The organism is bacterium (assembly GCA_019637795.1).
Taxonomy (GTDB): domain Bacteria; phylum Desulfobacterota; class Binatia; order HRBIN30; family CADEER01; genus JAHBUY01.
Genome location: JAHBUY010000001.1, coordinates 220,866 through 244,425 on the forward strand (window position 1 = coordinate 220,866; position 23,560 = coordinate 244,425).

A 23,560-nucleotide genomic window follows, 5' to 3' on the forward strand; every position below is an offset into this window, starting at 1 on the left:
CGATGGTGGACCCCTTCGAGCTCGAGGACCCGCCGCCGCCGCCGACCATCGCGGTGGTCGGCATCCAGTTCCGCGCCACCGGCCAGGTGGCGGACTACGACGCCGGCTCGATCCCGCTGCGCATCGGCGATCGCGTCCTCGCGCAGGTGGCGCGCGGCAGCGCCCTGGGCACCGTGGTCGTGCCGCCGCACCCGGTGGACGCCCGCATCGCCCGCAACCTGCCGCGGGTGCAGAAGCGCGCCGATCACCGCGAGCTGGCGCGCGAGGACGCCAACCGCCGCCGCGCCGCCGATGCGCAGCGCATCTGCCTGCACCGCATCCACGAGCGCGGCATGCCGATGAAGCTCATCAAGACCGAGGTCTCCTACGACGGCTCGAAGATGATGTTCTTCTTCTTCGCCGAGGATCGGGTCGACTTCCGCGACCTCGTCCGCGACCTCGCGCAGACGCTGCACATGCGCATCGAGATGAAGCAGATCGGCCATCGCGACGAGACCAAGCTGATCGGGGGCATGGGCCCGTGCGGCCGCGAGCTGTGCTGCTCGAGCTGGCTGCGCGAGTTCAGCTCGGTGTCGGTGAAGATGGCCAAGGAGCAGGGCCTGTCCCTGAACCCGTCGAAGCTGGCCGGCATGTGCGGGCGCCTGAAGTGCTGCCTGCGCTACGAGTACGACACCTACCTCGAGCTCGGACGGGCGCTGCCGCCGATCGGCAAGCCCGTCGAGTCGGTCAAGGGCGACGGCATCGTGCTGCGCCACAACATCCTCAAGCAGACGGTACTGATCCGCCGCCGCGAGGACGACGTCGAGGTGGAGGCGTCGCTCGAGGATCTGGTGGCGAAGAAGCCCGACGCCCCCTGAGCCGCGGCGCCCGCCGCGTCGCGATCCCGCATGGCCCGCGTCTATCTCACCACGCCGATCTACTACGTCAACGCCGAGCCCCACCTCGGCCACACCTACACCACCGTCGTCGCCGACACGCTGGCGCGCTGGCACCGGTCGCGCGGCGACGAGGTGCTGTTCGTCACCGGCACCGACGAGCACGGCGACAAGATCGTCCAGGCGGCGGCCGCCGCCGGCGTCGAGCCGCGCGCCTACGTCGACCGGGTGAGCGCGCTCTTCCGCCGCACCTGGGACGAGTGCGGCATCGGCTACGACCACTTCATCCGCACCACCGATCCCGAGCACGTCGCCTGCGTGCAGGACGTCCTGCGCCGCCTGCACGCGGCCGGCGACGTGTACTTCGGCAGCTATGGCGGCCTGTACTGCTACGGCTGCGAACGGTTCTACACCGAGAAGGAGCTGGTCGACGGCCGCTGCCCCGATCACCAGGTCGCCCCCACCTACATCGAGGAGGAGAACTACTTCTTCCGCATGAGCGCCTACCAGCAGCGGCTGGCCGAGGAGCTGGAGCGCGCGCCGTCGCGCATCCTGCCCGATCGCTACCGCAACGAGGTGCTGGCCATGCTGCGCGGCGACGCCCTCGGCGACCTCTGCATCTCGCGGCCGAAGAGCCGCCTGAGCTGGGGCATCGAGCTGCCGTTCGACGACCGCTACGTCGCCTACGTGTGGTGCGACGCGCTGACCAATTACCTCACCGCGCTGCGCCACCTGCGCCCCGACGCCGTCGACGCCTGGTGGCCGGAGGCGCAGCACCTGATCGGCAAGGACATCGTCAAGCCGCACGGCGTCTTCTGGCCGACCATGCTGCTGAGCGCCGGCCTGCCGCTGTACAAAGGGCTGCGCGTCCACGGCTACTGGACGCGCGGCGAGAGCAAGATGTCGAAGAGCCTGGGCAACGTCATCCGCCCGCTCGACATGCGGCAGCGCTTCGGCATGGACGCTTTCCGCTACTTCCTGCTGCGCGAGATGGCGTTCGGGCAGGACGCGACCTTCAGCGAGGACGCCTTCGTCACCCGCGTCAACGCCGACCTCGCGAACAACCTGGGCAATCTCGTCAGCCGCACGCTCGCCATGCAGCAGCGCTACTTCGCGGGCGCGGTGCAGCCGCTCGGCGCGTGGACACCCGAGGATCGCGAGCTCGCGGCCAGCTACGCGGCCGCGATCGCCGAGATGCCGGGCCACATGGAGCAGCTCGCCTTCCACCGCACGCTCGAGGCGCTGTGGCGCGCCATCGACGCCGCCAACAAGTACATCGTCGCCACGGCGCCGTTCACGCTCGCCAAGACCCCCGCCACCCTGCCGCGCGCCGGCGCGGTGCTGCACCACCTGCTGGAGGCGCTGTTCGCCACCGCCGTGCTGCTGCGGCCGTTCCTGCCGGAAACCTCGTCCCGCATGCTGGCCCTACTCGCCATGCCGACCGATGCCGTGCTGCCCGGCGGCGACGCGTGGTGGGGCACGACGATTCCGGACGCGCACGTCACCAACAAGCCGGAGATCCTCTTCCCGCGCATCGAAGACTAGCCGCCGCGATGGCCTGGAAACCGCTCGACGCCGTCCCCGACCTGCCGCCGCTCCACGGCGCGGCGCTGATCGACTCGCACTGCCACCTCGACATGGACTTCGACGCCGACCGCGGGGCGGTGCTGGCGCGCGCCCGCGCCGCCGGCGTCGAGGCGATGATCACCATCGGCGCCAGCGGCCGCTTCGACGCCAACCGCGCCGCGGTCGAGATCGCCGACGCCAACGAGGCGGTCTACGCCACGGTCGGCATCCATCCGCACGAAGCGGCGTCGCTGGACGACGCGGCCATCGCCGTCCTCGGCGAGCTGGCGGCGCACCCGAAGGTGGTGGGGATCGGCGAGACCGGGCTCGACTACCACTACGAGCACGCGCCGCGCCCGGCGCAGCGGGCGGCGTTCGCGCGCTTCCTCGGGCTGGCGCGCGCCCTGCGCAAGCCGATCGTCGTCCACCTGCGCGAGGCCGACGACGATGCCGTCGAGGTGCTGCGCGGCGAGCGCGGCGGGGAGATCGGGGGCGTGATCCACTGCTTCTCCGGCGATGCGGTCAGCGTCCGCCGCTTCCTCGACCTCGGCTTCCACATCTCCTTCAGCGGCATCGTCACCTTCAAGACGGCGGACGCGCTGCGCGAGGCGGCGCGCCTCGTGCCATCGGATCGCCTGATGCTCGAGACCGATGCGCCGTTCCTGGCGCCCGTCCCATACCGGGGCCGCCGCAACGAGCCGGCGCTGGTGGCGCAGACCGCGGCGACCATCGCCGCGGTGCGCGGCGAATCCATCGCGCAGGTCGCCGCCGCGACCAACGCCAACACCCGGCGACTGTTCCATCTCCATCGATGACCGCCGATCCCGCCGCCCCGCGTCGATGGATGCGGAGCCCCGCGGCCGCCATCGAGCGCAGGCGGGCGCGGGCGACCTCGGTGTTCGTCGGGGCGAGGCGGCGGGATCGGTATCCGCCGGTGTGTCACGCGGCCTGGCGCCGCTGGGCGCGGAGCTGGCGCAGGACGCGGCGCACCTCGTCCTGGGTGCAGGGCTTGGCGAGCACCGGTTGCGGCGGCAGCTCCTGCCGCAGGCGGCTGTCGCTGCGCCAGACGCCGCCGGTGACGAAGACGACGCGTTGGGCGAGCGCCGGGTTCGACGCCGCCAGGCGGCGATAGATCTCCGGTCCCGGGAGATCCGGCAGCCGGACGTCGAGGAACACGGCGTCCCACGATTCGGACTCGAGCAGCGCCAGACCCTCGGTGGCGGTGGCGGCGTGGACGACGCGCAGGCCCTCGCGCACGAGCATCGCGGTCAGCGCCTCGGCGACGTCGGGCTCGTCGTCCACCAGCAGGGCGCGCTCGAACCCGCTGCTGCTCGCCACACGCGCCGCCATGGGCAACAGCAGGGTGAAGGTCGTGCCCACCCCGGGCGTGCTGTCGACGCGCAGGTCGCCGCCGTGGGCACGGGCGATCGCGTAGCTGACGCTCAGGCCGAGGCCGCTGCCTTCCGCCTTGGTCGAGAAGAACGGGTCGAAGATGCGCGGCAGGACGTCGGGCGCGATCCCGGGGCCGCTGTCGGAGACGCGCAGCGCGAGCTGGTCGCCGACGCTCGCCACCTCGACGCGCAGCCAGGCGTCGCGGCGACCGGCCATCGCCTGGATGGCGTTGCCGAAGAGGTTCAGCAGGACCTGCTGGAGCTGCTGCGGGTCGGCCTCGGCGGGGGGCAGGTCCGGAGCGTGGACCGACTCGAGGCGGATGGCCTGGCGGGCGAGGTCGTGGCGCACCAGCTCGAGCGTCTTCGCCGTCAGCGTCGCCAGATCGACCGCGACCGGCGACGGCGGCCGCGGCCGGGCGAAGCCGAGGACGCCGCGCACGATGTCGGCGATGCGCCGCGCCTGGGCGTCGACCCGCGCCAGCGCCTCGCGCAGCTCGCCGGGGTCCCGCAGCTCCGGCCCTTCGGTCTGGCCGAAGATCGCCGCCAGGGCGTTGTTGATCTCGTGCGCGATGCCGGCGGCGAGCTCGCCGACGGCGGCGAGGCGGTCGGCGCGTTGCATCTGCTCCTGGAAGCGCTTCTGTTCCGAGACGTCCTCGAGGATCACCACGGCGCCCTGGATACGGCCGTCGCTGTCGCGGATCAGGCTGGCGTTGAGCGTGATCGGCAGCGCCGTGCCGTCCGGCCGGCGGATCGTCGTCTCGCCGCGCCAGCTCCGGCGCTGCAGGGTGTCCGCGAAGTGTTCCAGCGGCTCGTCGAGACTGGCGATCTGCAGCGCATCGCGGCCCATGATGTCCTCCCGGCGGACGCCGAGGGTGCGGATCAGGGCCGGGTTGACGAAGATCACCCGCCGTTTGGCGTCGGTGATCAGCACCGCCTCCTCGGTGCTCTCGACGGCGCGCACCAGGCGGCGGCTGTCCTCCACCAAGCGGGCGCGCTCGATCGCAACCGCGGTCTGGCGGGCGATGCCGTCGGCGATCGTCATGTCGCGCTGGGTGAACGAGCCGCGGGCGCTGCGGCGCGCCAGCTCCATCACGCCGAAGAAGCGCGGGCCGCTCGACAGCGGGGCGATCAGCACCGCCGGGACGTCGGTCGGCACCACCTGCAGGCTCTCGGTCACCGGCACGACGACGCAGTGGCCGAGCCGGCGCACCCACTCGAAGTCCGGCACCTGCTCGGCGGTCAGGTGCGTCCCGTCGGTGGCCGCGCCCGGCGAGGCGACGGTGCGCACGTACTGGCCGCTGTCCTCGTCCCACAGCGCGATGCCGCAGTAGTCCATCTCGATGGCGCGGGGCGCGATCTCGGTCACCTTCTCGAGGATCTCGTCGAGGCGAGTGAGGCTGCTCACCGCTTCGCTGACCATGAGCAGCGCGTTGGCGACGGCGGCGGAGTTGGCGTCGCGGTCGATGGTCAGCCGCGGCCGCGGCGGCACCGAGTCGAGCGCCGCGCGCAGCCAGATGGCGGCCAGCGGGCCGCCGACGACGGTCTCGACGATCGCGAACCAGACCACGTGGCTGAAGCTCCCCTTGACCAGGTCGCTCAGGGGGACGACCGAGATGAGCACCTCGCGATCGGCCCACTCCATCGCCCCGAGCATCGTCGCCGCGGCGGCGAGGAAGATGGCGCCGACCGCCGGCCCGAAGACCAGGGTGTAGGCGATCGCCTTCAACGGCAGCAGCAGCATCAGCGGGCTCAGGTGTCCGCCCGAGGCCGCGATCGGCAGGCCGAGGGTGAGGATGTTGACCCCGATGTCGAAGGCGATGAGCGCGTTCGACCCGCGGCCGAAGCGGTAGCCGAGCACCGCCACCAGGTTGAGGAGCAGGTAGGCGATGAAGGCCCCCTGCACCACCCAGCGGACCGCCTGGATCGAGAAGTACTCGTTGAAGAACAGCCAGGCGATCAGGCCTTCGACGACGCGGATGATCAGCCACGGGCCGACGGCTCGGCTGACCTGCTCGATGGTCGCGCGCCCGCTGAAGCGCCCGCGCCCCCACGTCATGCGGCCAGTCTAGATGCGCCGCTGGAGGGGCGGCAAGCGGGATTCGCCGGAACGCCGCGGCGTCGGCGTTGCCCCGCGAGCGCCGGCGTCGCTCGACGCCGCGCCGGGCGGTTGTCCGTCGTCAGGTGGTTGGTGGGTCCGGGCGATCCCGTCGGGACCTCGACGGCGCACCGCCCACAGGCCTGGAACCCTCAGCGCGGCGGCGGCGGCTCGGCCTTGGGCGTCGCGCCGCCACAGGGCTTGTAGTTCTCGGGCAGCATGAACAGCGCATACTCCGCCGCCTTGCTGTCCTTGGGCATGACGCGATCGCCGAGATTGATGATCTGCGCCTTGCCCTTGCGCTCGACCGTGGCCCCGAGGAGCAGGCGGAACGTGCCGTCGTCCGTGGTGCGGGTGCGCACCGTCCAGGTGTTGGGGAGATAGAGGCGGACGAACTTGCCCTTCAGCGGCTCGCCGTTCTCGTCCTTCAGATGGCCGGTGAACTGGAGATCGTAGGCGTAGGGAATGCGGGTCGGGTAGTTGGCGTCGAGCAGGCACTTGCCGCACGGCTTGCCGTCGTTGAACCCGTTCTCCGCCCCGGTCTCGCACTTGGCGCCCTTGGAAGCGGGGTTCTGGCAACTGTTGCAGTCGACGATGACGGCCAGCGTCTTGCCGTCCGGATCCTTCACCAGGTCGGTGGTCGCCCCCGCCGGCGCGACCAGGGACACGAGCATCAGTACGAGCACACCCATCAACCGCATGTCAGATCCTCTCCTCGCCGCGCCGCACGGGCCGCGGCGTGTCCGGCAGTTCACGATCCTGAATCCTATACTGGACGCGGTGCGGCGCTTCAATTCGCGCCGCCCGGGGCAGGCCGTGCCACGCCGCGGGTGGGACGGCGAATTGCCCGCGCCGCCACCCTGGTCTACTCAGGAGCCGGGTCGATGCCGCTCGAGTTCCGCAAAGAGGATGGACGCCTGGTCTGGGTGCGGAACCCGTTCACCGGCACCATCACCTACTTCACCGAGGTGCATCGCAAGACCAGCGGATTCCCGCGCCGCACCCAGGAAATGCCGGCGTCGACCCCGCCCGACTGGACGGCGGCCGAGGCGGCGCGGATGGCGGAGCTCGAAGCGGCGCGGCGCGACTGCCCCTTCTGCCCGGGCAACGAAGCCCTGACCACGGCCGAGGTGCTGCGCGTTCGCCCCGACGAGGTGCCCGGCGCCGTCGCCACCGGCTCGCCGTGGCTGATCCGCGCCTTCCGCAACCTGTTTCCCCGCATTCCCGAGATCTGCACCGGCGGCCGCAACGAGTCCTACGTGGTGGTCGAGGACCCGCGCCACTTCGCCGACGACGCCCGCCACCACGACGAGCTGCTGTACACCGCCCTGCTGCCGCCAACGCAGTTTCTCGCCATGCTGCGCGCCGACATCGCGGTGGCGCGCATCGCCTACGAGAACCCGGCCGTGCGCGCGGTGCTGATCCGCAAGCACCAGGGCCGGGAATCGGGCGCCTCGCAGCCGCACCTGCACAACCAGGTCATCGGCACCGATTCCTCGTTCCCCCCGATCGACCAGGAGCGCGCCTGCGGCGAGCAGCATCCCGACATCTGGCGCGAGATCCTCGCCTTCGCCGAGGACGAGGGATTCCTGATCGCCGAACGCGACGGCTGTTTCCTCTACTTCTGCCCGTTCGGCATCTTCCCGCGCAGCTACGAGATCGTCTGCCCGGCGATCGATGGCCCGATCACCGAGGTGCCGCCGGCGACCATCGCCGCCTTCTCGGCGCTGCTGCACCAGGCGCTGCAGCTCCTCGGCCCGCTGCCGCTCGACTACGAGGTCCACGACGGACGCGGCGTGCCGCTGCACGCGCACGTCTGCGCCCGCTTCTTCCCCTATTCGAACGTCGGCGGCACCCTGAATCTCCCGAGCGAGCTCGCCCCCAGCACGGCTCCCGGACGGCGTGGGTGAATCGTCGCTCACCAGGGTGGGCGAGCGATTGACAAGGTCACCCCACTCGCATAGGTAGGCGAGCGGCGGTGGGGCTGGGACGGTTGGAACCCCTCCGTCTACCCTCACAATTTCAGACTTCGGGCGCCTGCCAAAGCCCGTCATTCCACAAGGAGGATAGTTCGATGGCAGTAGCAGACGACATCAAGGCGATCTTCGACGCGATGCCGACTCAGATCAACGCTGATGCGGCGAAGGGCATGAACTCGACCATCCAGTTCAAGCTCACCGGCGACGGCGGCGGCGACTACTACGTCGAGATCAAGGACGGCACGGCCAAGGTGTCGCAGGGCTCGGCGCCCTCGCCCAACATGACCATGACCCTGGCCGCCCAGGACTACGTCGACCTCATCGGCGGCAAGCTCAACGGCCAGATGGCCTTCATGAGCGGCAAGCTGAAGATCGCCGGCGACATGGGCCTGGCGATGAAGATGCAGACGCTGTTCAAGCGTCCGTAAGACCGCCATCCGGTTCGATCGAACGGCGCGGGGCCAGCGGCTCCGCGCCGTTCGTCGTTTCTGGGCCGGATCCGCCGCGGTTCCCGCCGCGGCATCGCCGGGATATACGCCCACCGTGCTGCAGGACGACATCCGCGCCATCTTCGCCGCCGCTGCCGACGCGCAGCGCCAGTTCGTCGAGCGGCACGTCGACGCCCTGGCGGAGGTGATCCACGTGACCGTCGCGGCGTTGCGCAACGGGCGCACGCTGTTCTTCTTCGGCAACGGCGGCAGCGCCGCCGATGCCCAGCACCTGGCGGCCGAGTTCACCAACCGCTACCTGCTCGACCGGCCGCCGTTGCCGGCGATCGCGCTGACCACCGACAGCTCGGCGCTGACCAGCATCGCCAACGACTTCGGCTACGAGGCGGTGTTCGCCAAGCAGATCGAGGCCCTGGCCCGCCCCGGCGACGTCGCTTTCGCCATCTCCACCAGCGGCAACGCCGCCAACGTGCTGCGCGCCGTCGCCGCCTGCCGGGCGCGCGGCGTGACCACCGTCGGCATCAGCGGCGGTCGCGGCGGCCAGCTCGCCGACGCGGTCGACCACCTGCTCTGCGTCGACGGCACGACCACGACCCCGCGCGTGCAGGAGGCCCACAGCGTCATCGGCCACGTGCTGTGCGAGCTGGTCGAACGCGAGCTGGCGGCGAGCCGGCGCTGATGGCACCGCGCCGCCCATCGCGCCGCCCGCTCGGGACGCCGATCGACCTGTCGCGCGTCCGCACCTACCCGCTGGCGGGCCGCCACAGCAAGGTCGCCGCCGCGGCGCTGGGCGCGATGCCCCGCCCGGCGATGGCGCTCGGCCGCTTCCTCGACTCGCTGCCCGACATCCTCGCGGTGCGCGACCTGCGCGCCGTCGCCGCCGCGATCGCCGAACGCCATCGCGCCGGCGGCCGCGTCGTCCTCGGCATGGGCGCCCACCCGATCAAGGTCGGCCTCAGCCCGTTGATCATCGAGCTCATGCGGCGCGGCATCCTGTCCGCCGTGGCCCTGAACGGCGCCTGCATCGTGCACGACTTCGAGCTCGCCTATCACGGCGCGACCTCCGAGGACGTCGCCGCGGCGCTCGGCACGGGCGCCTTCGGCATGGCCGAGGAGACGGGACGCTTCCTCAACGCCGCCATCGGCGCCGGCGCCGAGCTCGGGCTGGGAGCGGCCGTCGGCCGCGCCATCCTCGCCGCCAGGCTGCGGCACCGCCAGCTCAGCATTCTCGCCGCGGGCGCGCGCCTGGGCGTGCCGGTGACCGTGCACGTCGCCGTCGGCACCGACATCATCCACATGCACCCGAGCGCCGACGGCGCCGCCATCGGCGCCGCCAGCCTCGCCGACTTCCGCCGCCTCGCCGGCGTCTGCGAGCACCTGCACCGCGGCGTCTTCATCAACCTCGGCTCGGCGGTCATCATCCCCGAGGTCTTCCTCAAGGCGCTCAACCTGGCGCGCAACGTCGGCACCCGCGTCGGCGAGCTGGTCACCGTCGACATGGACTTCATGCGCCACTACCGCCCGGCGGTGAACGTCGTGCAGCGACCGACCATGGGCGATGGCAGGGGCTACCAGCTCACCGGCCACCACGAGCTGATGTTCCCGCTCCTCTGCGCCGCGATCCTGCACGCGCTCGACACCCCGCGCCGGCGCGTCCGCCGCGCCAATGGCCGCTGAACGCCCGGCGCCGCCGCCGCGAGCCGCGCTGGCGCTCCCCTCTCCTCGTCCCGTCGGGGCGCGGCTGGAGTCTGTGTCCATCGGCGGCCATCTGTGTTCATCTGTGTCCCCATGACGACCGCCCAACGCGTCCGCGATCTCGCCGCCGAACGACGTCCACTGGTGATGGGAGGCGTCTACGATGGCCTCACCACCCGACTGGCCGAGCAGGCGGGCTTCGAAGTCCTGTTCATGGGCGGCTTCAGCGTCGCCGCGACCCTGCTCGGCGAACCGGACTTCGGCTATCTGACGCAGACCGAGATGGCGGAGGCGGCGCGACGCGTCTGCCGCCTGACGAGCCGGCCGGTGCTGGTCGACGCCGACACCGGCTACGGCAACCCGCTCAACGTGCTGCGCACCGTCGAGCTCTACCACGCCGCCGGCGCCGCCGGGCTGTTCCTCGAGGACCAGGTGTGGCCGAAGCGCTGCGGCCACATGCGCGGCAAACAGGTGGTCGAACGCCGCGAGTGGCTCGCCAAGCTGAAGGCGGTGGTCTCCGAACGGGACCGCCGCGATCTGTTCCTGGTCGCCCGCACCGATGCCCGCGCCGCCATCGGCCTCGAGGAGGCGATCGCGCGCGGCCAGGCGGCGCGCGATCTCGGCGCCGACGCGGTGTTCATCGAGGCGCCGGAGTCGGTCGCCGAGCTCGAACGGATCGCCAGGGCCATCCCCGGCCCCAAGGTCGCCAACATGGTCGAGGGCGGGAGGACGCCCCTGCTGCCGCCCGACGAGCTGCACGCCCTCGGCTTCGATCTCATCGTGACGCCGTTGGCGGCGCTCCTGTCGGCGGCCAAGGCGGTGCGCGAGACCTACGCCGAGCTGCGCCGCGCCGGCACCATGCGCGGCCAGCTCGACCGCCTGCTGAGCTTCGACGAGTTCAACGCCCTGATCGACCTCGAGCGCCACTACGCGCTCGAACGCCGCTTCCGCGACGAGCCATGACCGCCCACACCGAGTACCTGACCTTCTCGACCGCCAGGCGACGGGAGCTGATCAACATCACCGACCGGCTGGCGCAGATCGTCGAACGCTCGCGCATCCAGGAGGGGATGTGCCTGGTCAGCGCCATGCACATCACCGCCGCGATCTGGGTCAACGACGAGGAGGACGGCCTCAAGCAGGATTTCCAGCAGTGGCTGGACGAGCTGGCGCCGGCCAAGCCGGACTACCTGCACCACCGCACCGGCGAGGACAACGCCGACGCGCACCTGAAGCGCACACTGGTCCACCACCAGGTGATCCTGCCGATCACCGCCGGGCGCCTCGACCTCGGCCCCTGGGAACAGGTGTTCTACGCCGAATTCGACGGCCGGCGGAAGAAGCGGGTGGTGGTCAAGATCCTCGGCGAGTGAGGCGCGCGGACCGGACCCCCACCACCTGGCGCGGCGCTGCCTTGCAGCGGCGCCACGGCAGACGCCGCGGCGACCGCCGGCACCCGCCGGACGCGACAACGGCCGTTTGCCGGCGCGAGGCACGGCCGTTGCTCGACCGTGGCGGTCGGGGGTAGACGGCATGACCATGCGACCAGCGCGGCTGCTCGCGGCCATCGGCGCCGCGACGCTACTCGCCGTGACCGCCGCCGCTGCGGCGACCACTCCTGCGGCGCTGCGCCGCGTCATCGGCGCCGGCGATCCCGTTCCGCGCCTCGGCCGCGTCGGCACCTACGGGTTCACCCTCGCCGGGCTGGACGATGCCGGTCGCGCCCTCCTGGTTCGCGCCGGTGGCGGCCGCACGCCGTCGCTGTACTGGGCCGACGAGCGAGGAATCGCCACTGCCTTCGCCCCCGAGGGCGTCGCCCCACGACGCCCCCTGGAATGGGAGTTGGGCTGGAACGTGCGTGGCGCGCTGGCCGTGCGGCTCACCGATCCCGCGCCGGCGTGGTCGTGGCGCGGCAGCGCGCTGCACGTCGTCCAGCCGGATGGCCGCGGCGAGACCTGGGTCGCCGCCGGGGCGGCCGACGCCGAAGGCAACATCCTGTGCAACATCGATTCGGCGCGCATCAACGATGCCGGCCAGGTGGCGATCGGGGCCTGGATCGCCACCGGCGGCCGCCCCTGCGGCGAGCGGGACGAAGAGGGCGACACCCGCGACGAGAGCACCGTCTACGTCTTCGACGATCCCGCCGTGCACGAGTTGGCGGCGGCGCGCACGATCCACGCGGGCGATCAGCAGCGAGTCGGCCTGGTCGCGCTCGCCGAGGACGGCGCCGCGATCGTCGCGGTGACGACGGCAGGGCGCGGGCCGAGCCTCGTGCGCTTCGACCGCCAGGCCCCGCCCGTGGTGCTCGTCGATCCCGGCACGCTCGGCGCGGACGGCGCGCCCTTGGGTCCGGTTTCGGTGATGGCGGCCAATCGGCGCGGCGACGTGCTGTTCGCCGGCGCCGAGAATGGCCGCGCCGGGCTCTACCGCACCGCCGGCCGCGGCATCGTCCGCGTCTTCGCCAACGGGGACGCACCGCCGCCCGGACTGCGCTACCCGCTCGCCGTCATTCCCGATGGCTGGGCGGCGCTCGACGACGCCGGCGACGTCATCGCCCAGGTCGAGTATCGCGCCGTCCTGTTCCCGGCCGACGGCCCGGCCGCCCGACTGCTCGACGGCATCGCGCTCGCCGGCGCGCTCAACGACCGCGGTGACATCGCGCTCACGGAGTTGGTGGGTGACGGCGTGATCGCAGTGACCCGCTGGCGCGATGGCGAGGCGACGCGCCTGGCGCGCACCGGCGACGTGCTGCCGGACGGCGACGTGCTCGCCGACGACGGCATCCACGCCGGCTGCGCCGCCGCGGACGGCCGCATCGCCGTCGGCCTCGAGGGCACCGAGGGTGTCGCCGGCCTGGCGTGCATCGACGCCAGCGGCCCGCGGCTGGCGGCCCGCGTCGGCGATCCCGCGCCCGGCGGCCGGCGCTTCTACGCCTTCCACCAGTGCGCCTTCTCGCCCGCCGACTCGCTGCTGTTCACGGCGTCGATCCTGGTGCCGAGCGACGACTTCGGCAGCGACGGCTACACCAGCTATCGCGTCGAGCCGTCGATCTACCGCGCCACGCCGGCGCGGCTCGAGCGGGTCATCGGCCGCGGCGATGTCGCGAGCGACGGATCGGTCGTCTTCGATCTCCAGTTCGCCTCGATCGACGACGGCAACTACCCGCTGCTGCTCGACGCCGATGCGCGCGGCCGGGTGCTGGCGCTGGCGACGCTCGACGGACCGTACGGTCCCAACGCGCTGGTCGTCCGAGACTCCGACGGCAGCCTGCAGCGCCTGCCGATCGCGCTCGCCAACGGCGGCGGGTCGTCGAGTGGCGTCGGCTTTCCCGACCCCAGCATCATCGACCACCGCTTCCTGTCCGGCGAGACCGACACGCCGACCCTGCCCCCCTTCACCAGCGCCGCCCTGGCGGGCGCCGGCGCGTCGCGGTCGGGCGGGGCGCGGATGCAGGCCGGCACGGGAGGCGACGGGCGCTACCGTCTCCACCAGGCGCGCCTGTTCGGCGACGGCGTCATCCTCCTCGCCAGCGAGCGCATCTACCGCAACTTCGGCGCCGACTACTACGAGCAACCCGTCGTGCTGGTGTGGTCGGCCGGCATGTTGACGCGCGTGCTCGAGGCCACCGGGGTCGACGCGTCGTACGGAACCTACTACGGCGGCCTGCGCGTCGTTGGTCCGCGCGCCGCCTTCCTCGTCCCCGGCGACCGCGGCGCCCGGCTGTTCACCTACACCGCCGGCGACGCGGCCGCGATCGAGCAGACGGCGCCGCCCGGGCGGGCGCCGAGCTGGAGCCTTCCCTACCTCGGCCTCTGGCGCGACGGACGCTCGCTCCTGTCGGGGCTGGCGAACGACGGCGAGGTGACGGCGTGGGACGGCGCGACCGAGGAGACGCTGCTCGCCATCGGCCCGGGCGAATGGCTCGATCTGGTCACGCCCGAGGCGCTCTTCGTGCGCGACGGCAACACGCTGCGCGCGCTGGCACCGGCAGCGGATCCGTCGGCGGCGTGCCCGGCGCCGCCGACCCTGGTGATGCCGACGCGGACCGTGACGCCGCTGTGGTCGCCGACCCCCAGCCGGTCGCCGTTGCCGGCAACGCCTCCCCATGGGACATCGCCGACGCCGGCCGGCGACTGCATCGGCGGCGCCCCGTGCCTGCACGTCGGCACCGCGACGGGGCGCGCCGGCGAGCATGCCACTCTGGTCGTCGCGCTCAGCGGTGGCGGCGACGTGGCCGGCACCCAGAACGATCTTCTGCTACCCGGCATCGCCGGCCTCGACGACTGCAGCGCCGGCGCGGAAACCGGCAAGCAGGCGATGTACCGAGAGACGGAACGCGGCTCGCGCGTGCTGGTGCTGTCGCTCACCGACGTCGATCCGATCGGGGACACCGCCACACTGTACACCTGCACGCTGCGCATCGCGCCCGGCGCGGCCCCGGGCCGATACCCGATCGGCTGCAGCGGCGCCGGCGCTTCCGACCCCAAAGGCCGGGCGCTGCCCCTCGGCTGCACCAGCGGGGCGCTCGTCGTATCCGACGCGCGTACGCCCACCGCGGTGCCGGTCGCGACGAGTCCGGCGGCGCGGGCCACCACCACGCCTCCGGCGGCGCAACGCGCGGACGCCGCCCATGCCAGCGGCGGCTGCGCGGTGACACCCGCGACGTCGGGCGACGCCTGGCCGGTCGGCGCCCTGCTGCTCGCCCATCTCGCCGCGGCGCTGGCGTCGCGCCGGCAGCGACGCGTCGTCCGCCCCCCGGCTCGACCCGACTCGTGACCCGCCGTCCGCTGTCGCGCCGCTTCTACTCGCGTCCGACGCTCGAGCTGGCGCGCGCCCTGCTGGGCAACTGGCTGTGCCGCGAGCTCGACGGCCAGATCCGCCGCGGCCGCATCGTCGAGGTCGAGGCATACACCCACGATGCGGCGTCGCACGCCCGCGACCATCGCCGGACGCCGCGCAACGCCGTCATGTTCGGCGCCGCCGGGCACGCCTACGTCTACTTCACCTACGGCATGCACCACTGCGTCAACGTCGTCGCGGAGCGCGACGGCATTCCCGGCGCGGTGCTGATCCGCGGCCTCGACGGCCTCGGAAACGCCAACGGCCCGGGGCGTCTGTGCCGCGCGCTGGCGATCGACCGGGCGCTCGACGGCGTCGACCTCACCGCCGGCGAGCGCCTGTGGATCGAGGCCGGCCGCCACCGCGAGGCCATCGTCGAGACGACCCGCGTCGGCATCCGCCATGCCGCGGAGCTGCCGTGGCGCTTCTATCTCCTCGGCAGCCCCGGGGTGTCGCGGCGCGACCGCGCCCTGGAGGGCGCCGCCGGTGCGCGCCGCGGGATCAGCCGGCGCTGACCGGGATGCGCCGTGGCTTGGCCTCTTCCGACCGGGGCAGATGGACCGCCAGGACGCCGTCGATCAGCTTCGCGGACACCCGCGCCGGATCGAAGCGGTGGCGCGGCGACAGCGCGAAGCGGCGCAGGAAGGAGCCGACCCGGTACTCGCTGTAGATCGGCGTCAGCCCCTCGTACGGCGCCGGGCTCACCTCGCCCTGCACGGTCAGGACGTTGTCGTGCAGCTCGACCGACACCGCGTCCGGCTCGACGCCGGGCATGTCGGCATACAGCCACAACCCGTCCTCGCCCTCGGCGATGTCGACGTCCGGCACGTAGTAGCGGCCGGGGCGGGTCTGTTCGCCGCCCTGCACTTCCTGCTTCTCCCTGGGAGTGAGCTGTTCGCTTGCCATGACCTCCTCCACTACGCGGCGCGTACCGAGATCTGCCGCGGCTTGGCGGCCGCATGCTTGCCAAGGCGAACGGTCAGGACGCCGTTCCGGCACTCCGCCGCGACCTGCTCGGGATCGATCTCCGGCGGCAACTGGAGCGTCCGCGAGAAGCGTCCGAACTGGCGCTCGCGCCGGTGCAGGCTGCCGGAGGACGCGGGCATCGAACGCTCTCCGCTGATGGTGAGCTGGCCCGCCTCGACCTGCACCGACAGCTTGTCCGCCGGAATGCCCGGAACCTCGGCGCGTACCACCATGCCATTCGCGTCGGTGAACACGTTGACCAGCGGGTAGACGCTGGCGCCGCTCAGGCCGGAGTCGACCAGCGGTTTGCCGAAGAAGCGGTCGAGCTCCGCCTGTAGCTGCGACAGCGAGTCGAATGGGAAACGCGGCATCGCAACCTCCTTGTTGGGCTGTGAGAGCGCCCGCAAGCTAATCCGGGTCGCGGTGCTGTCAACGTGCGGCGCGAGACTTTTCCGGCGCCGCCGCGTAGGGTGGAGCGAGTCCGTTCGGCCGGCGCCGGTCCCTGCGATCCGCGGTCGCCGGCAGCTCACGCAGACAGGATGGGAATCATGCGACGGTCACGGATCATCGCCGGCGCCGGACTGGCGGCGCTCGGCTTTCTCTGCGGTCTGGGCTGGAATGCCCTCAGCCCCGCGGTCGGCGTCGCCACCCGCAGCGGCCGCCTGGCGAGCGCGCCCGGCAGTCTCACCGAGGCCGAGCGGGCCACCGTCGACCTCTTCCAGCGCGCCGCGCCGTCGGTGGTGTTCATCACCTCGCTGGAGCTGCGCCGCAACGTCTTCCGCTTCGACGTGACGCAGATTCCGCGCGGCACCGGCTCCGGCTTCATCTGGGACACCCGCGGCAACATCGTCACCAACTTCCACGTCATCCAGGGCGCCGACGCGGCGCGGGTGACGCTCGCCGACCAGACCTCCTGGGAGGCCAAGCTGGTCGGCGCCGCGCCGGAGAAGGACCTGGCCGTGCTCCACATCGACGCCCCCGCCGCGCAACTGCAGGCCCTGCCCCTGGGAGCCGCGAGCGAGCTGCTGGTCGGCCAGCAGGTGTTGGCGATCGGCAATCCCTTCGGGCTCGACCACACGTTGACCACCGGTGTGATCAGCGCCCTGGGACGCGAGATCGGCTCGCTGGCGGACGTCCCGATCCGCGACGTCATCCAGACCGACGCGGCGATCAACCCCGGAAACTCCGGCGGGCCGCTGCTCGACAGCAGCGGCCGACTGATCGGCGTCAACACCGCCATCTACAGCCCCTCCGGCGCCTACGCCGGGGTCGGCTTCGCGATCCCGGTCGACACCGTCCAGTGGGTGGTGCCGGATCTCATCCAGCACGGGCGGGTGATGCGGCCGACGCTCGGCGTGCAACTGGCGAGCGCCCAGGTGGCGCGGCAGCTCGGCATCCGCGGGGCGCTGATCCTCGACGTCAGCGGCCGGGCGGCGCGCGCCGGTCTCCAGCCCACCCGGCGCGACGAGCGCGGGCGGCTGATCCTCGGCGACGTCATCACCGCGATCGACGGCCAGGAGGTCAAGTCGTCCGGCGACGTGCTGCTCCTCCTCGAGCAGCACGACGTCGGCGACAGCGTGCGGATCACCGTCGCGCGCGGCGGCAGGACACGCGACGTCGCGGTCGTCCTGCAGGCGCCCAGCGCGGGACGCGAACGCGGCGAGCGCGCGGAGTAGAAGGGCGCCCCGACGACGAGGGGACGGCGGTGCTCAGCGAGCCCCGGCCAGGACGACGTTGCGGTAGGTGAAGCGCACGCGATCCGCCTCGCGACGGGTGGCCAGCCCCATGGCATCGCCGGGGATCGATTCGCGGAACATCTGCCGAATGGTGGCCTCGCTGCCATCGACCGGGAACGAGCGCTGGAGGAGGTCCTCGACGTCGACCTCCATGCTCCAGAACGCCTCCCGCGGCGGCGGGAAGCCGGCGGCGTGAAACAGCCCGCGCAGCTCGTCGAGCGTGAGCGCGCGCGCATGCGACGGATCGCGCAGCGTCTCCATGCGGTGGAACGCCGCGGCCTTGGCGGGATCCGGCGACGCCGTGAGGTCGGCCACCACCACCCGACCGCCGGGCCGGCAGACGCGCCGCATCTCCGCCAGCGCCGCCGCCGGATCCTGGAAGTGATGAAAGGCGAAGCGCGAGACGACGATCGAGAAGGACGCCTCGGCGTAGGGCAGCGGCAGCGCGTCCCCCTGCTCGAAGGTGACGTTGCCCAGTCCCTGCTCGGCGGCGAGTCCCCGCGCGTGCGCCAGCATCGCCGGCGTGAGGTCGATGCCGGTGACCTGCCGCGCGGTGCGCGCGAAGGCGCAGGCGACCAGGCCCGGACCGCAGGCGACGTCGAGGACGGTGTCGTCAGCGGTGGTTCCCGCCGTGTCGACGATCAACTGGATCGCCGCCGCGTCGCGGATCGGCGCCGCCGTGGCGAACGGGACCGCCTGGCGGGTGAACTGGTCGACGATGGTGTCGCGGTGCGAGGACATGCGCTGGCGGGGTCGCGCTCCGCGGCCGCGGCTACTTGCAGGCCTGCTCGTACAGCGCGCTGAGCTGGCCGCGCAGGTCGGCGTCGGACAGCGCCGGCAGCGATGGGCGGAGGGCCTCGAGGCGCTTGCAGGCGCCCGTCGCGTCGCCGGCGGCGACCTGCAGCCGCGCCTGCTGGTACTCGCCCTGGAACCAGCCCTGGTCGCCGGCGCGTGACTTCTTGGTGTAGTCGGCCCAGTGGGCCTGCGCGGCGGCGAGATCGCCGCGCGCCTCGGCCACCCGCGCCAGGCCGCGGACGGCCAGCAGGGCGTTGGGATCGGCGGCGACGATGCCCGCATACGTCGCCTCGGCGGCGGCGAGGTCGCCGGTCGCTTCCTGCAACTGCGCCGTCTCCATCCGCTGCTTGGCGCCGCCGCCGCGCTCGCCGGCGAGGGCCAACAGGGCGAGGGCGGTGCGCGCCGCGGCGGCGCTGCCGGCGGCGTCGCCCTCGGCCTTGCGCCGCGCCGACGCCTTGCGGAAGCCCGCCGCCAGGCCCTCGAGCGCGTCGCCGCGCTGCTCGGCGGCGAGCGCCGGACCGTGCGCCGTCACCACCTGCTCCGCCTCGGCGAAGCGGCCGAGGGCGAGCAGCGCGCCGAGGCGCAGGCGCACCGCCTGCGGCAACAGCTCCTTCTGCTCGGGGAAGCGGGTCGCGAAATCGACCAGCAGCACCGCCACCTGCTCGTCGCCCTTGTCGCTGGTGAGGCTGAGGTACACGGCGCGCAGCAGCGTCGCCTTGGCCTGGATCTCGGGCAGGGCGATGGCGGCGCCCTTCTGCGTCTGCAGCGCCCTGGCCTGCGCATCCACGGCGTCGAGATCGGCGCCGATGGCCGCCAGCCGCGCCGTGCGCGCCGGCGGCTGCGCGTCGGTCTTCAGCAGCTCGAAACGCGACTGGAGGGTGCCGAAGCGGGCGCGCAGGACGTAGGCGGGATCGCCCTGGACCTTGCCGTATGCCTCGATGGCGGCGGCGAAGTCGCCGTTCGCCTGCAGCAGCTCGCCCGAGCGGTAGCGCGCCTCGTAGGCCAGTGGGTGGTCTGGATTCCTCTCGAGGAAGTCGCGCAGAGCCGCCTGATAGCGCGCGGCGAGCGCCGGATCGGCCTGCCGCTGCGCCATCAGGCTCTCCAGCGCCTTGAAGCGCAGGTAGCGCGCCTCGCCGGCCCACTCGCCGCCGCCGGCCGCCAACGCGGCGTCGAGCTCGCCGGCCGCGGTGAGGAACTCGTTGTTCTTGAAGGCGCCGACGCCGAGCCAGTAGTGCGCCTCGGGCTGGAATTCCCTCGCCTCCGCCGCCTGGCTCGCCGTCACCTGCTGCAGCAACGGCGTCGCGCCGGCATAGTCGTTCTTGACGAGCATCAGGCGCGCCAGCTCCCACTGGACGCGCGGCGAGTCGGCCTTGCCGGCCCACTGGCGCGGATCGTCGACCCGCGACACCAGCAGCGCGTCGACCTTGTCCGACCAGCCCTTGCCGGCGGCCCGCAGCGTGTCCATCAGGCTCGCCGCCTCCCGCCGATAGCGGTCGCCCTCGGCGCCCTTGGTCTTGTCGGCGGCGTCGAACAGGGTCACCAGGCGCACGTAGCGGACCACGGTGGCGTCGGCGGCCGGCACCTGGCCGCCGCGCAGCAGCTCGTCCGAGTAGCGCAGCGCGTCCTGGGTGCGCCGGGCGCGCGAAAAGGCGTCGAGCATGGCCAGGCGGGCCTTCGCCTTGCGCTCCGGCGACGCGACGGGCGAGTCGATCACCAGTTGGAAGTCGCGCAGGGCGCCGGCGGTGTCGCCGAGCTCGAGATTGGTGAGACCGCGGCCCAGCAGACTCTCGGTCTTCAGCTCGCCCGGCTGGTCGCCGATCGCGAACTCGCCGAACCCCTTCTCGGCGGCCGCCAGCAGCTCCTTCTGGCGCCCGCCGTCGTAGAGCCGGGCGCCGTAGTAGTCGAGCCAGTTGCGATAGTAGAGCGCGGCGGCGGCGACCGCCTGCGACTGCTTGAATTCGGGCGTCTCGTAGAGCGCCTCGAGGTCGCCGTCCTGATCCATGACCCCCTTGGCCAGCGCCTCGAGGCGGGTGGCGCGCGCGCCGTAGATCGATTCGAGCGGCCCGTTGATCGCCTCGAAGGCGGCGCGCAGCTCGTCGCGCCGCGACGTCTCGGCGCCGGCGCGGGCGGCGCTGTCGCACTGATCGATGAACGCCAGCACCAGCTCGCCGAGCTGGGCGACGCGCTGCTGCTCGACCGCGGCGTCGCCGCTGGCGCCGCCGATGCCGCGCGCCTGGGCGCGAATCTCCGCCGTCGACAGCGCCGCCGCCGGCCGCGTCGCCACCGCCAGCAGCGCCAGCGCCGCCACCACCCCCGCCGCGCGCCGCATGAGTCTAGGAGAGCTCCTTGAGGTGCGCGGCCATCTCTTCCTTCCAGCGCGTGCCGAAGGTGAGCACGAGCACGTCGCGGATGAGCTTCTTGTCGTCGTCGAGGCGCACGAGGTCGCCGCCGCCCTCCTTGGCGAGGTCGCCGTAGATGCGCGTTACGTCGGCATAGAATTCCGGCTTGGGCGGCGCCTCGAAGGGCTTGTCGCCGTGCAGCGACTTCCACATGGCGCGGCTGAACTCGAGGTGCAGATGGTCGGTGACGTCGATGGTGCTGAGCGTGCCGCCATCGCGGCGGAACTCGCCGATCAGCGCCTCGAGCGGCTTGACGTCCTCGGGATGCGGCGGCGAGCCGCCGATGACGATGATGATCTTCTTCGACTTCTTGCGCCAGCTCAGTTCCTTCATCGCGGCGTCGACGCCTTCGAGCACCGCCTCCTCCCAATCGCCGCCGCCGGAGGCGCTGATGGTGGAGATGAAGCTGGTGAGCTTGTCGGTCTTGAAGCTCAGGTCCGACCACTTGGTGACGTACTCGTCGCCCTGGTCGCGGTACACCACGACGCCGACGCGGCTGGTCGGCACCATGCGCTGGATGGCCTTCACCAGCGAGGCGGCGTGCTGCTTCACCTCGTCGATGACGAACTGCATGCTCTCGGTGGTGTCGATCACCAACACCAGGTCGAGGCCGGTCTTGCGCAGCCCGCCGACGTAGTCGCCGAAACTGCCGCCGAGGCCGCCGACGCCGCCGCCGCCGAGCGACAGCGCGGCGCTGTCGAGGTCGACCTTGGGCCCGGTCCCCAGCTTGGGCCCGATGCTGGCGAGCGACGGCACCCGCGGCGCCTGGACGTTGCGCACCACGGGGCCCTGCGGCCGCTGCGCGTCGCGCCGCGGCGCTTTCGTCACCTCCAGGAGACCGGCGTAGTCCTCGAGCGACGGCGCGCCGTCGCTCTCGATGCCGACCTCCTCGATCTTCACCGGGATGGTCTGGACGCTGCGGATGACGGTCAGCGAGATGCCGGCGAGCACCAGGAGCAGGACGACGTGCACCACGGTGGAGACGGCGAAGAAACGCGCCCCGCCGTACTGGCTCCCCGACCAGGGATCGAACCGGGCGGGATCCTGGTTCTGGTCGGAGCCGGGCGGGCGCTCCTCGCTCATGGCGGCGCGCTCACTCCGACTTGCTGCGCTGCGCGGCGATGGCGACCTGCGAGGCGCCGGCCTTCTGCGCGATCGAGAGGATCTTCACCGCCTCGCCGAACAGCACCTGGCGGTCGCCCTCGAGCACCACCGGCACGTCCGGCTTGCCGCTGATGAGGGCGCGCAGCACGTCCTCGACCTGGTCCATCGAGGTGGGCTGGCTGTTGACGTAGATCTCCTGCGCCGAGGTGACCGTCACGGTGATCTCGCGCGGCTGCGCGGTGGTGCTGTCGACCTCCGGCAGGCTGATCTTGGCGCCGGAGTCGATCATCGCCGCGCTGCTGACCATGAAGATGATCAGCAGCACCAGGAAGATGTCGGTGAGCGGCGTGATGTTGATCTCCGACATGATCGGAGAACGGCCGCGTTTCTTGAGACTACCGAGCGCCATGCGCCTGGCGGCCGAGGTGGATGGCGTCGAGCACGCGGTTCGAGGCGATGGTGAGGGCCGCTTCGACGCGCTCGATGCGGGTCTGGAAGTAGTTGTAGAAGATGACCGCGATGATGGCGACGGCGAGGCCGAGCCCGGTGGCGACCAGCGCTTCCGAGATGCCGGCCGCGACCACCGAGAAGCCGCCGCTGCCCATCACCGCCATGTTGTGGAAGGCCTTGATGATGCCGACCACGGTGCCGAACAGGCCGATGAACGGCGCGCTGGCGCCCACCGTGCCGAGCACCCAGAGCGGCCCCTTCAGCGCCTCGACCTCCTCGAACCGCTTCTCCTCGGTGAGGTCGGCCAGGTACTCCAGCGAATCGCTGGCGTGCCGCGACAACACGTCGGTGAAGATGCGCCCGGCCGGGGTCGCCACCCGGGCGCGCGCGGTCTGCAGCGCCTCGCTCACCTGTCCCTTCTCGAGGCTCGGCGTCAGGCCGCCCGAGAGCTGCAGGGTCTCCGTCACGACGTTGCGCAGGGCCCACAGGCGCTCGAAGATGATGCTCACGGTGACGATCGAGAAGACGATCAGCGGGTAGGTGGCCATCCACCCCTTCTGGATCATTTCGAGGACGCTCAAACCCTCCACGGGAGGTCTCCTTCTGTCAGGCGACTCGGGGCGGTCGCGCGCCGATGCGATGGCCCACAGCCCGAGCGCCGTCGCGAGTCCGGAATGTCGCCGTCGCGAATCTGGGATGTACGGGGATCAAGCAAGCTTCGGTCGGATCGTCCCTCGTTACCGGCCCCCCTGTGGGCTGTCAAACCTTCCCCGCCCTGCGGCTCGCCGACGCCGGCGACCGGGCGCGGACGCGGCGCCAGCGGCTCGCCGGGACGAATTATTTCCTTGCGTTGGTCGTCAGGGAGCGCATGATGCGGCCACACCTGGTCAGGTGGGGGCCTGTCCACTCCACACACGGGAGACAGGCGATGCACGGAATCGCGAGACTCACCTTCAGCGGCGGCGAGCGACTGATGCCGGCGCGCAACGGGTACGACCGCGAGTTGGTCTTCGACGAGGCCGAGTGCTGCGCCAAGCGCCACGGCGAGGTCCGGCTCGAGCTCAGCGCGAGCGCGGTGCTGATCCGCCCGACACCGGTACCGGTCAGCGCCTGCGCCCAGTGCGAGCGGCCGATCGACCGCATCGACTTCGCCATCGGGGCTCGCCATCTCTGCCGGCGCTGCGTGCGACTGAACGCCCGCTGAGGTCCGCCCTTCCGCAC

Annotated in this window: 21 protein-coding genes; 12 read left to right on the plus strand and 9 right to left on the minus strand. The window is 72.1% G+C overall.

Annotation, left to right across the window (positions count from 1 at the left end; translation table 11 throughout):
• The first annotated feature begins 2 nt into the window (after positions 1–2).
• From KF840_01040 to KF840_01050, 3 genes are read left to right on the plus strand one after another with little or no spacing between them, the layout of a single operon-like run.
• Positions 3–857 (plus strand): stage 0 sporulation protein, encoded by an 855-nt coding sequence (locus KF840_01040; GenBank protein ID MBX3023472.1) that lies wholly within the window; start codon positions 3–5, stop codon positions 855–857.
• Between the two features lie 30 nt (positions 858–887).
• Positions 888–2,420, plus strand: a complete 1,533-nt coding sequence (gene metG / locus KF840_01045) for a methionine--tRNA ligase (protein MBX3023473.1) — start codon at positions 888–890, stop codon at positions 2,418–2,420.
• A gap of 8 nt (positions 2,421–2,428) precedes the next feature.
• The gene (locus KF840_01050; protein ID MBX3023474.1) at positions 2,429–3,256 is read left to right on the plus strand and encodes a TatD family hydrolase; all 828 of its coding nucleotides are present in this window, start codon (positions 2,429–2,431) and stop codon (positions 3,254–3,256) included.
• 124 nt (positions 3,257–3,380) lie between these two features.
• Here the strand turns inward: KF840_01050 and KF840_01055 are convergent, their stop codons facing one another.
• A complete protein-coding gene (locus KF840_01055) occupies positions 3,381–5,888 on the minus strand; it encodes a PAS domain S-box protein (GenBank protein MBX3023475.1) in 2,508 nt (835 codons plus the stop codon).
• Positions 5,889–6,079: 191 nt separating this feature from the next.
• Positions 6,080–6,628 carry a hypothetical protein gene (locus KF840_01060; protein ID MBX3023476.1) on the minus strand — a complete coding sequence of 183 codons (549 nt, stop codon included), beginning with the start codon at positions 6,626–6,628 and terminating at the stop codon, positions 6,080–6,082.
• Positions 6,629–6,811: 183 nt separating this feature from the next.
• Here KF840_01060 and KF840_01065 point away from each other — a divergent pair, with 183 nt between their 5' ends.
• The 7 genes from KF840_01065 to KF840_01095 all read left to right on the plus strand — a co-directional run bounded on the left by KF840_01065 (position 6,812) and on the right by KF840_01095 (position 15,404).
• Entirely contained in the window at positions 6,812–7,837 is a 1,026-nt protein-coding gene (locus tag KF840_01065; GenBank protein ID MBX3023477.1) for a DUF4921 family protein, read from the plus strand.
• Between the two features lie 164 nt (positions 7,838–8,001).
• Complete coding sequence (locus tag KF840_01070) at positions 8,002–8,334, plus strand: SCP2 sterol-binding domain-containing protein (GenBank protein MBX3023478.1); 333 nt, start codon at positions 8,002–8,004, stop codon at positions 8,332–8,334.
• A 115-nt stretch (positions 8,335–8,449) separates the two neighbouring features.
• Positions 8,450–9,034, plus strand: a complete 585-nt coding sequence (locus KF840_01075) for an SIS domain-containing protein (protein MBX3023479.1) — start codon at positions 8,450–8,452, stop codon at positions 9,032–9,034.
• Positions 9,034–10,032 (plus strand): hypothetical protein, encoded by a 999-nt coding sequence (locus KF840_01080; GenBank protein ID MBX3023480.1) that lies wholly within the window; start codon positions 9,034–9,036, stop codon positions 10,030–10,032. The genes KF840_01075 and KF840_01080 overlap by 1 nt, the downstream gene beginning before the upstream one ends.
• A gap of 111 nt (positions 10,033–10,143) precedes the next feature.
• Complete coding sequence (locus KF840_01085; GenBank protein MBX3023481.1) at positions 10,144–11,013, plus strand: isocitrate lyase/PEP mutase family protein; 870 nt, start codon at positions 10,144–10,146, stop codon at positions 11,011–11,013.
• Positions 11,010–11,423, plus strand: coding sequence for a secondary thiamine-phosphate synthase enzyme YjbQ (locus KF840_01090; protein ID MBX3023482.1), 414 nt, complete (start codon positions 11,010–11,012; stop codon positions 11,421–11,423). The genes KF840_01085 and KF840_01090 overlap by 4 nt, the downstream gene beginning before the upstream one ends.
• 2,544 nt (positions 11,424–13,967) lie before the next feature.
• Positions 13,968–15,404, plus strand: a complete 1,437-nt coding sequence (locus KF840_01095) for a DNA-3-methyladenine glycosylase (GenBank protein ID MBX3023483.1) — start codon at positions 13,968–13,970, stop codon at positions 15,402–15,404.
• On the opposite strand, the gene KF840_01100 is transcribed toward KF840_01095, so the two are convergent.
• Both KF840_01100 and KF840_01105 read right to left on the minus strand, forming a co-directional pair.
• The gene (locus tag KF840_01100) at positions 15,391–15,795 is read right to left on the minus strand and encodes an Hsp20/alpha crystallin family protein (GenBank protein MBX3023484.1); all 405 of its coding nucleotides are present in this window, start codon (positions 15,793–15,795) and stop codon (positions 15,391–15,393) included. The two genes, KF840_01095 and KF840_01100, sit on opposite strands and share 14 nt — an antisense overlap.
• An 11-nt stretch (positions 15,796–15,806) precedes the next feature.
• Positions 15,807–16,226 carry an Hsp20/alpha crystallin family protein gene (locus KF840_01105; GenBank protein MBX3023485.1) on the minus strand — a complete coding sequence of 140 codons (420 nt, stop codon included), beginning with the start codon at positions 16,224–16,226 and terminating at the stop codon, positions 15,807–15,809.
• A gap of 174 nt (positions 16,227–16,400) precedes the next feature.
• Between KF840_01105 and KF840_01110 the strand changes: the two genes are divergently transcribed.
• Complete coding sequence (locus tag KF840_01110) at positions 16,401–17,531, plus strand: trypsin-like peptidase domain-containing protein (GenBank protein MBX3023486.1); 1,131 nt, start codon at positions 16,401–16,403, stop codon at positions 17,529–17,531.
• Positions 17,532–17,564: 33 nt separating this feature from the next.
• Here KF840_01110 and KF840_01115 read toward each other — a convergent pair whose 3' ends face one another.
• The 5 genes from KF840_01115 to KF840_01135 are packed head-to-tail and all read right to left on the minus strand — an operon-like array spanning position 17,565 to position 22,905.
• A complete protein-coding gene (locus tag KF840_01115) occupies positions 17,565–18,332 on the minus strand; it encodes a methyltransferase domain-containing protein (GenBank protein ID MBX3023487.1) in 768 nt (255 codons plus the stop codon).
• 31 nt (positions 18,333–18,363) lie between these two features.
• Entirely contained in the window at positions 18,364–20,715 is a 2,352-nt protein-coding gene (locus KF840_01120) for a hypothetical protein (protein MBX3023488.1), read from the minus strand.
• Between the two features lie 4 nt (positions 20,716–20,719).
• Positions 20,720–21,868 (minus strand): VWA domain-containing protein, encoded by a 1,149-nt coding sequence (locus KF840_01125; GenBank protein ID MBX3023489.1) that lies wholly within the window; start codon positions 21,866–21,868, stop codon positions 20,720–20,722.
• Positions 21,869–21,878: 10 nt separating this feature from the next.
• Positions 21,879–22,256 carry a biopolymer transporter ExbD gene (locus KF840_01130; protein MBX3023490.1) on the minus strand — a complete coding sequence of 126 codons (378 nt, stop codon included), beginning with the start codon at positions 22,254–22,256 and terminating at the stop codon, positions 21,879–21,881.
• Positions 22,257–22,284: 28 nt separating this feature from the next.
• A complete protein-coding gene (locus KF840_01135) occupies positions 22,285–22,905 on the minus strand; it encodes a MotA/TolQ/ExbB proton channel family protein (protein ID MBX3023491.1) in 621 nt (206 codons plus the stop codon).
• Positions 22,906–23,267: 362 nt separating this feature from the next.
• Between KF840_01135 and KF840_01140 the strand changes: the two genes are divergently transcribed.
• A complete protein-coding gene (locus KF840_01140; GenBank protein MBX3023492.1) occupies positions 23,268–23,543 on the plus strand; it encodes a hypothetical protein in 276 nt (91 codons plus the stop codon).
• Positions 23,544–23,560: the final 17 nt, after the last annotated feature.

Excerpts from the sequence above, each read along its gene's own strand:
- KF840_01140 (MBX3023492.1), top strand. The coding sequence starts at position 23,268 with ATGCACGGAATCGCGAGACTCACCTTCAGCGGCGGCGAGCGACTGATG.
- KF840_01060 (MBX3023476.1), bottom strand. The coding sequence starts at position 6,628 with ATGCGGTTGATGGGTGTGCTCGTACTGATGCTCGTGTCCCTGGTCGCG.
- KF840_01130 (MBX3023490.1), bottom strand. The coding sequence starts at position 22,256 with ATGTCGGAGATCAACATCACGCCGCTCACCGACATCTTCCTGGTGCTG.
- KF840_01125 (MBX3023489.1), bottom strand. The coding sequence starts at position 21,868 with ATGAGCGAGGAGCGCCCGCCCGGCTCCGACCAGAACCAGGATCCCGCC.
- KF840_01040 (MBX3023472.1), top strand. The coding sequence starts at position 3 with ATGGTGGACCCCTTCGAGCTCGAGGACCCGCCGCCGCCGCCGACCATC.
- KF840_01115 (MBX3023487.1), bottom strand. The coding sequence starts at position 18,332 with ATGTCCTCGCACCGCGACACCATCGTCGACCAGTTCACCCGCCAGGCG.
- KF840_01105 (MBX3023485.1), bottom strand. The coding sequence starts at position 16,226 with ATGCCGCGTTTCCCATTCGACTCGCTGTCGCAGCTACAGGCGGAGCTC.
- KF840_01090 (MBX3023482.1), top strand. The coding sequence starts at position 11,010 with ATGACCGCCCACACCGAGTACCTGACCTTCTCGACCGCCAGGCGACGG.
- KF840_01100 (MBX3023484.1), bottom strand. The coding sequence starts at position 15,795 with ATGGCAAGCGAACAGCTCACTCCCAGGGAGAAGCAGGAAGTGCAGGGC.
- KF840_01095 (MBX3023483.1), top strand. The coding sequence starts at position 13,968 with ATGGCTCGATCTGGTCACGCCCGAGGCGCTCTTCGTGCGCGACGGCAA.
- KF840_01050 (MBX3023474.1), top strand. The coding sequence starts at position 2,429 with ATGGCCTGGAAACCGCTCGACGCCGTCCCCGACCTGCCGCCGCTCCAC.
- KF840_01065 (MBX3023477.1), top strand. The coding sequence starts at position 6,812 with ATGCCGCTCGAGTTCCGCAAAGAGGATGGACGCCTGGTCTGGGTGCGG.
- KF840_01135 (MBX3023491.1), bottom strand. The coding sequence starts at position 22,905 with ATGATCCAGAAGGGGTGGATGGCCACCTACCCGCTGATCGTCTTCTCG.
- KF840_01080 (MBX3023480.1), top strand. The coding sequence starts at position 9,034 with ATGGCACCGCGCCGCCCATCGCGCCGCCCGCTCGGGACGCCGATCGAC.
- KF840_01120 (MBX3023488.1), bottom strand. The coding sequence starts at position 20,715 with ATGCGGCGCGCGGCGGGGGTGGTGGCGGCGCTGGCGCTGCTGGCGGTG.
- KF840_01055 (MBX3023475.1), bottom strand. The coding sequence starts at position 5,888 with ATGACGTGGGGGCGCGGGCGCTTCAGCGGGCGCGCGACCATCGAGCAG.
- metG (MBX3023473.1), top strand. The coding sequence starts at position 888 with ATGGCCCGCGTCTATCTCACCACGCCGATCTACTACGTCAACGCCGAG.
- KF840_01070 (MBX3023478.1), top strand. The coding sequence starts at position 8,002 with ATGGCAGTAGCAGACGACATCAAGGCGATCTTCGACGCGATGCCGACT.
- KF840_01085 (MBX3023481.1), top strand. The coding sequence starts at position 10,144 with ATGACGACCGCCCAACGCGTCCGCGATCTCGCCGCCGAACGACGTCCA.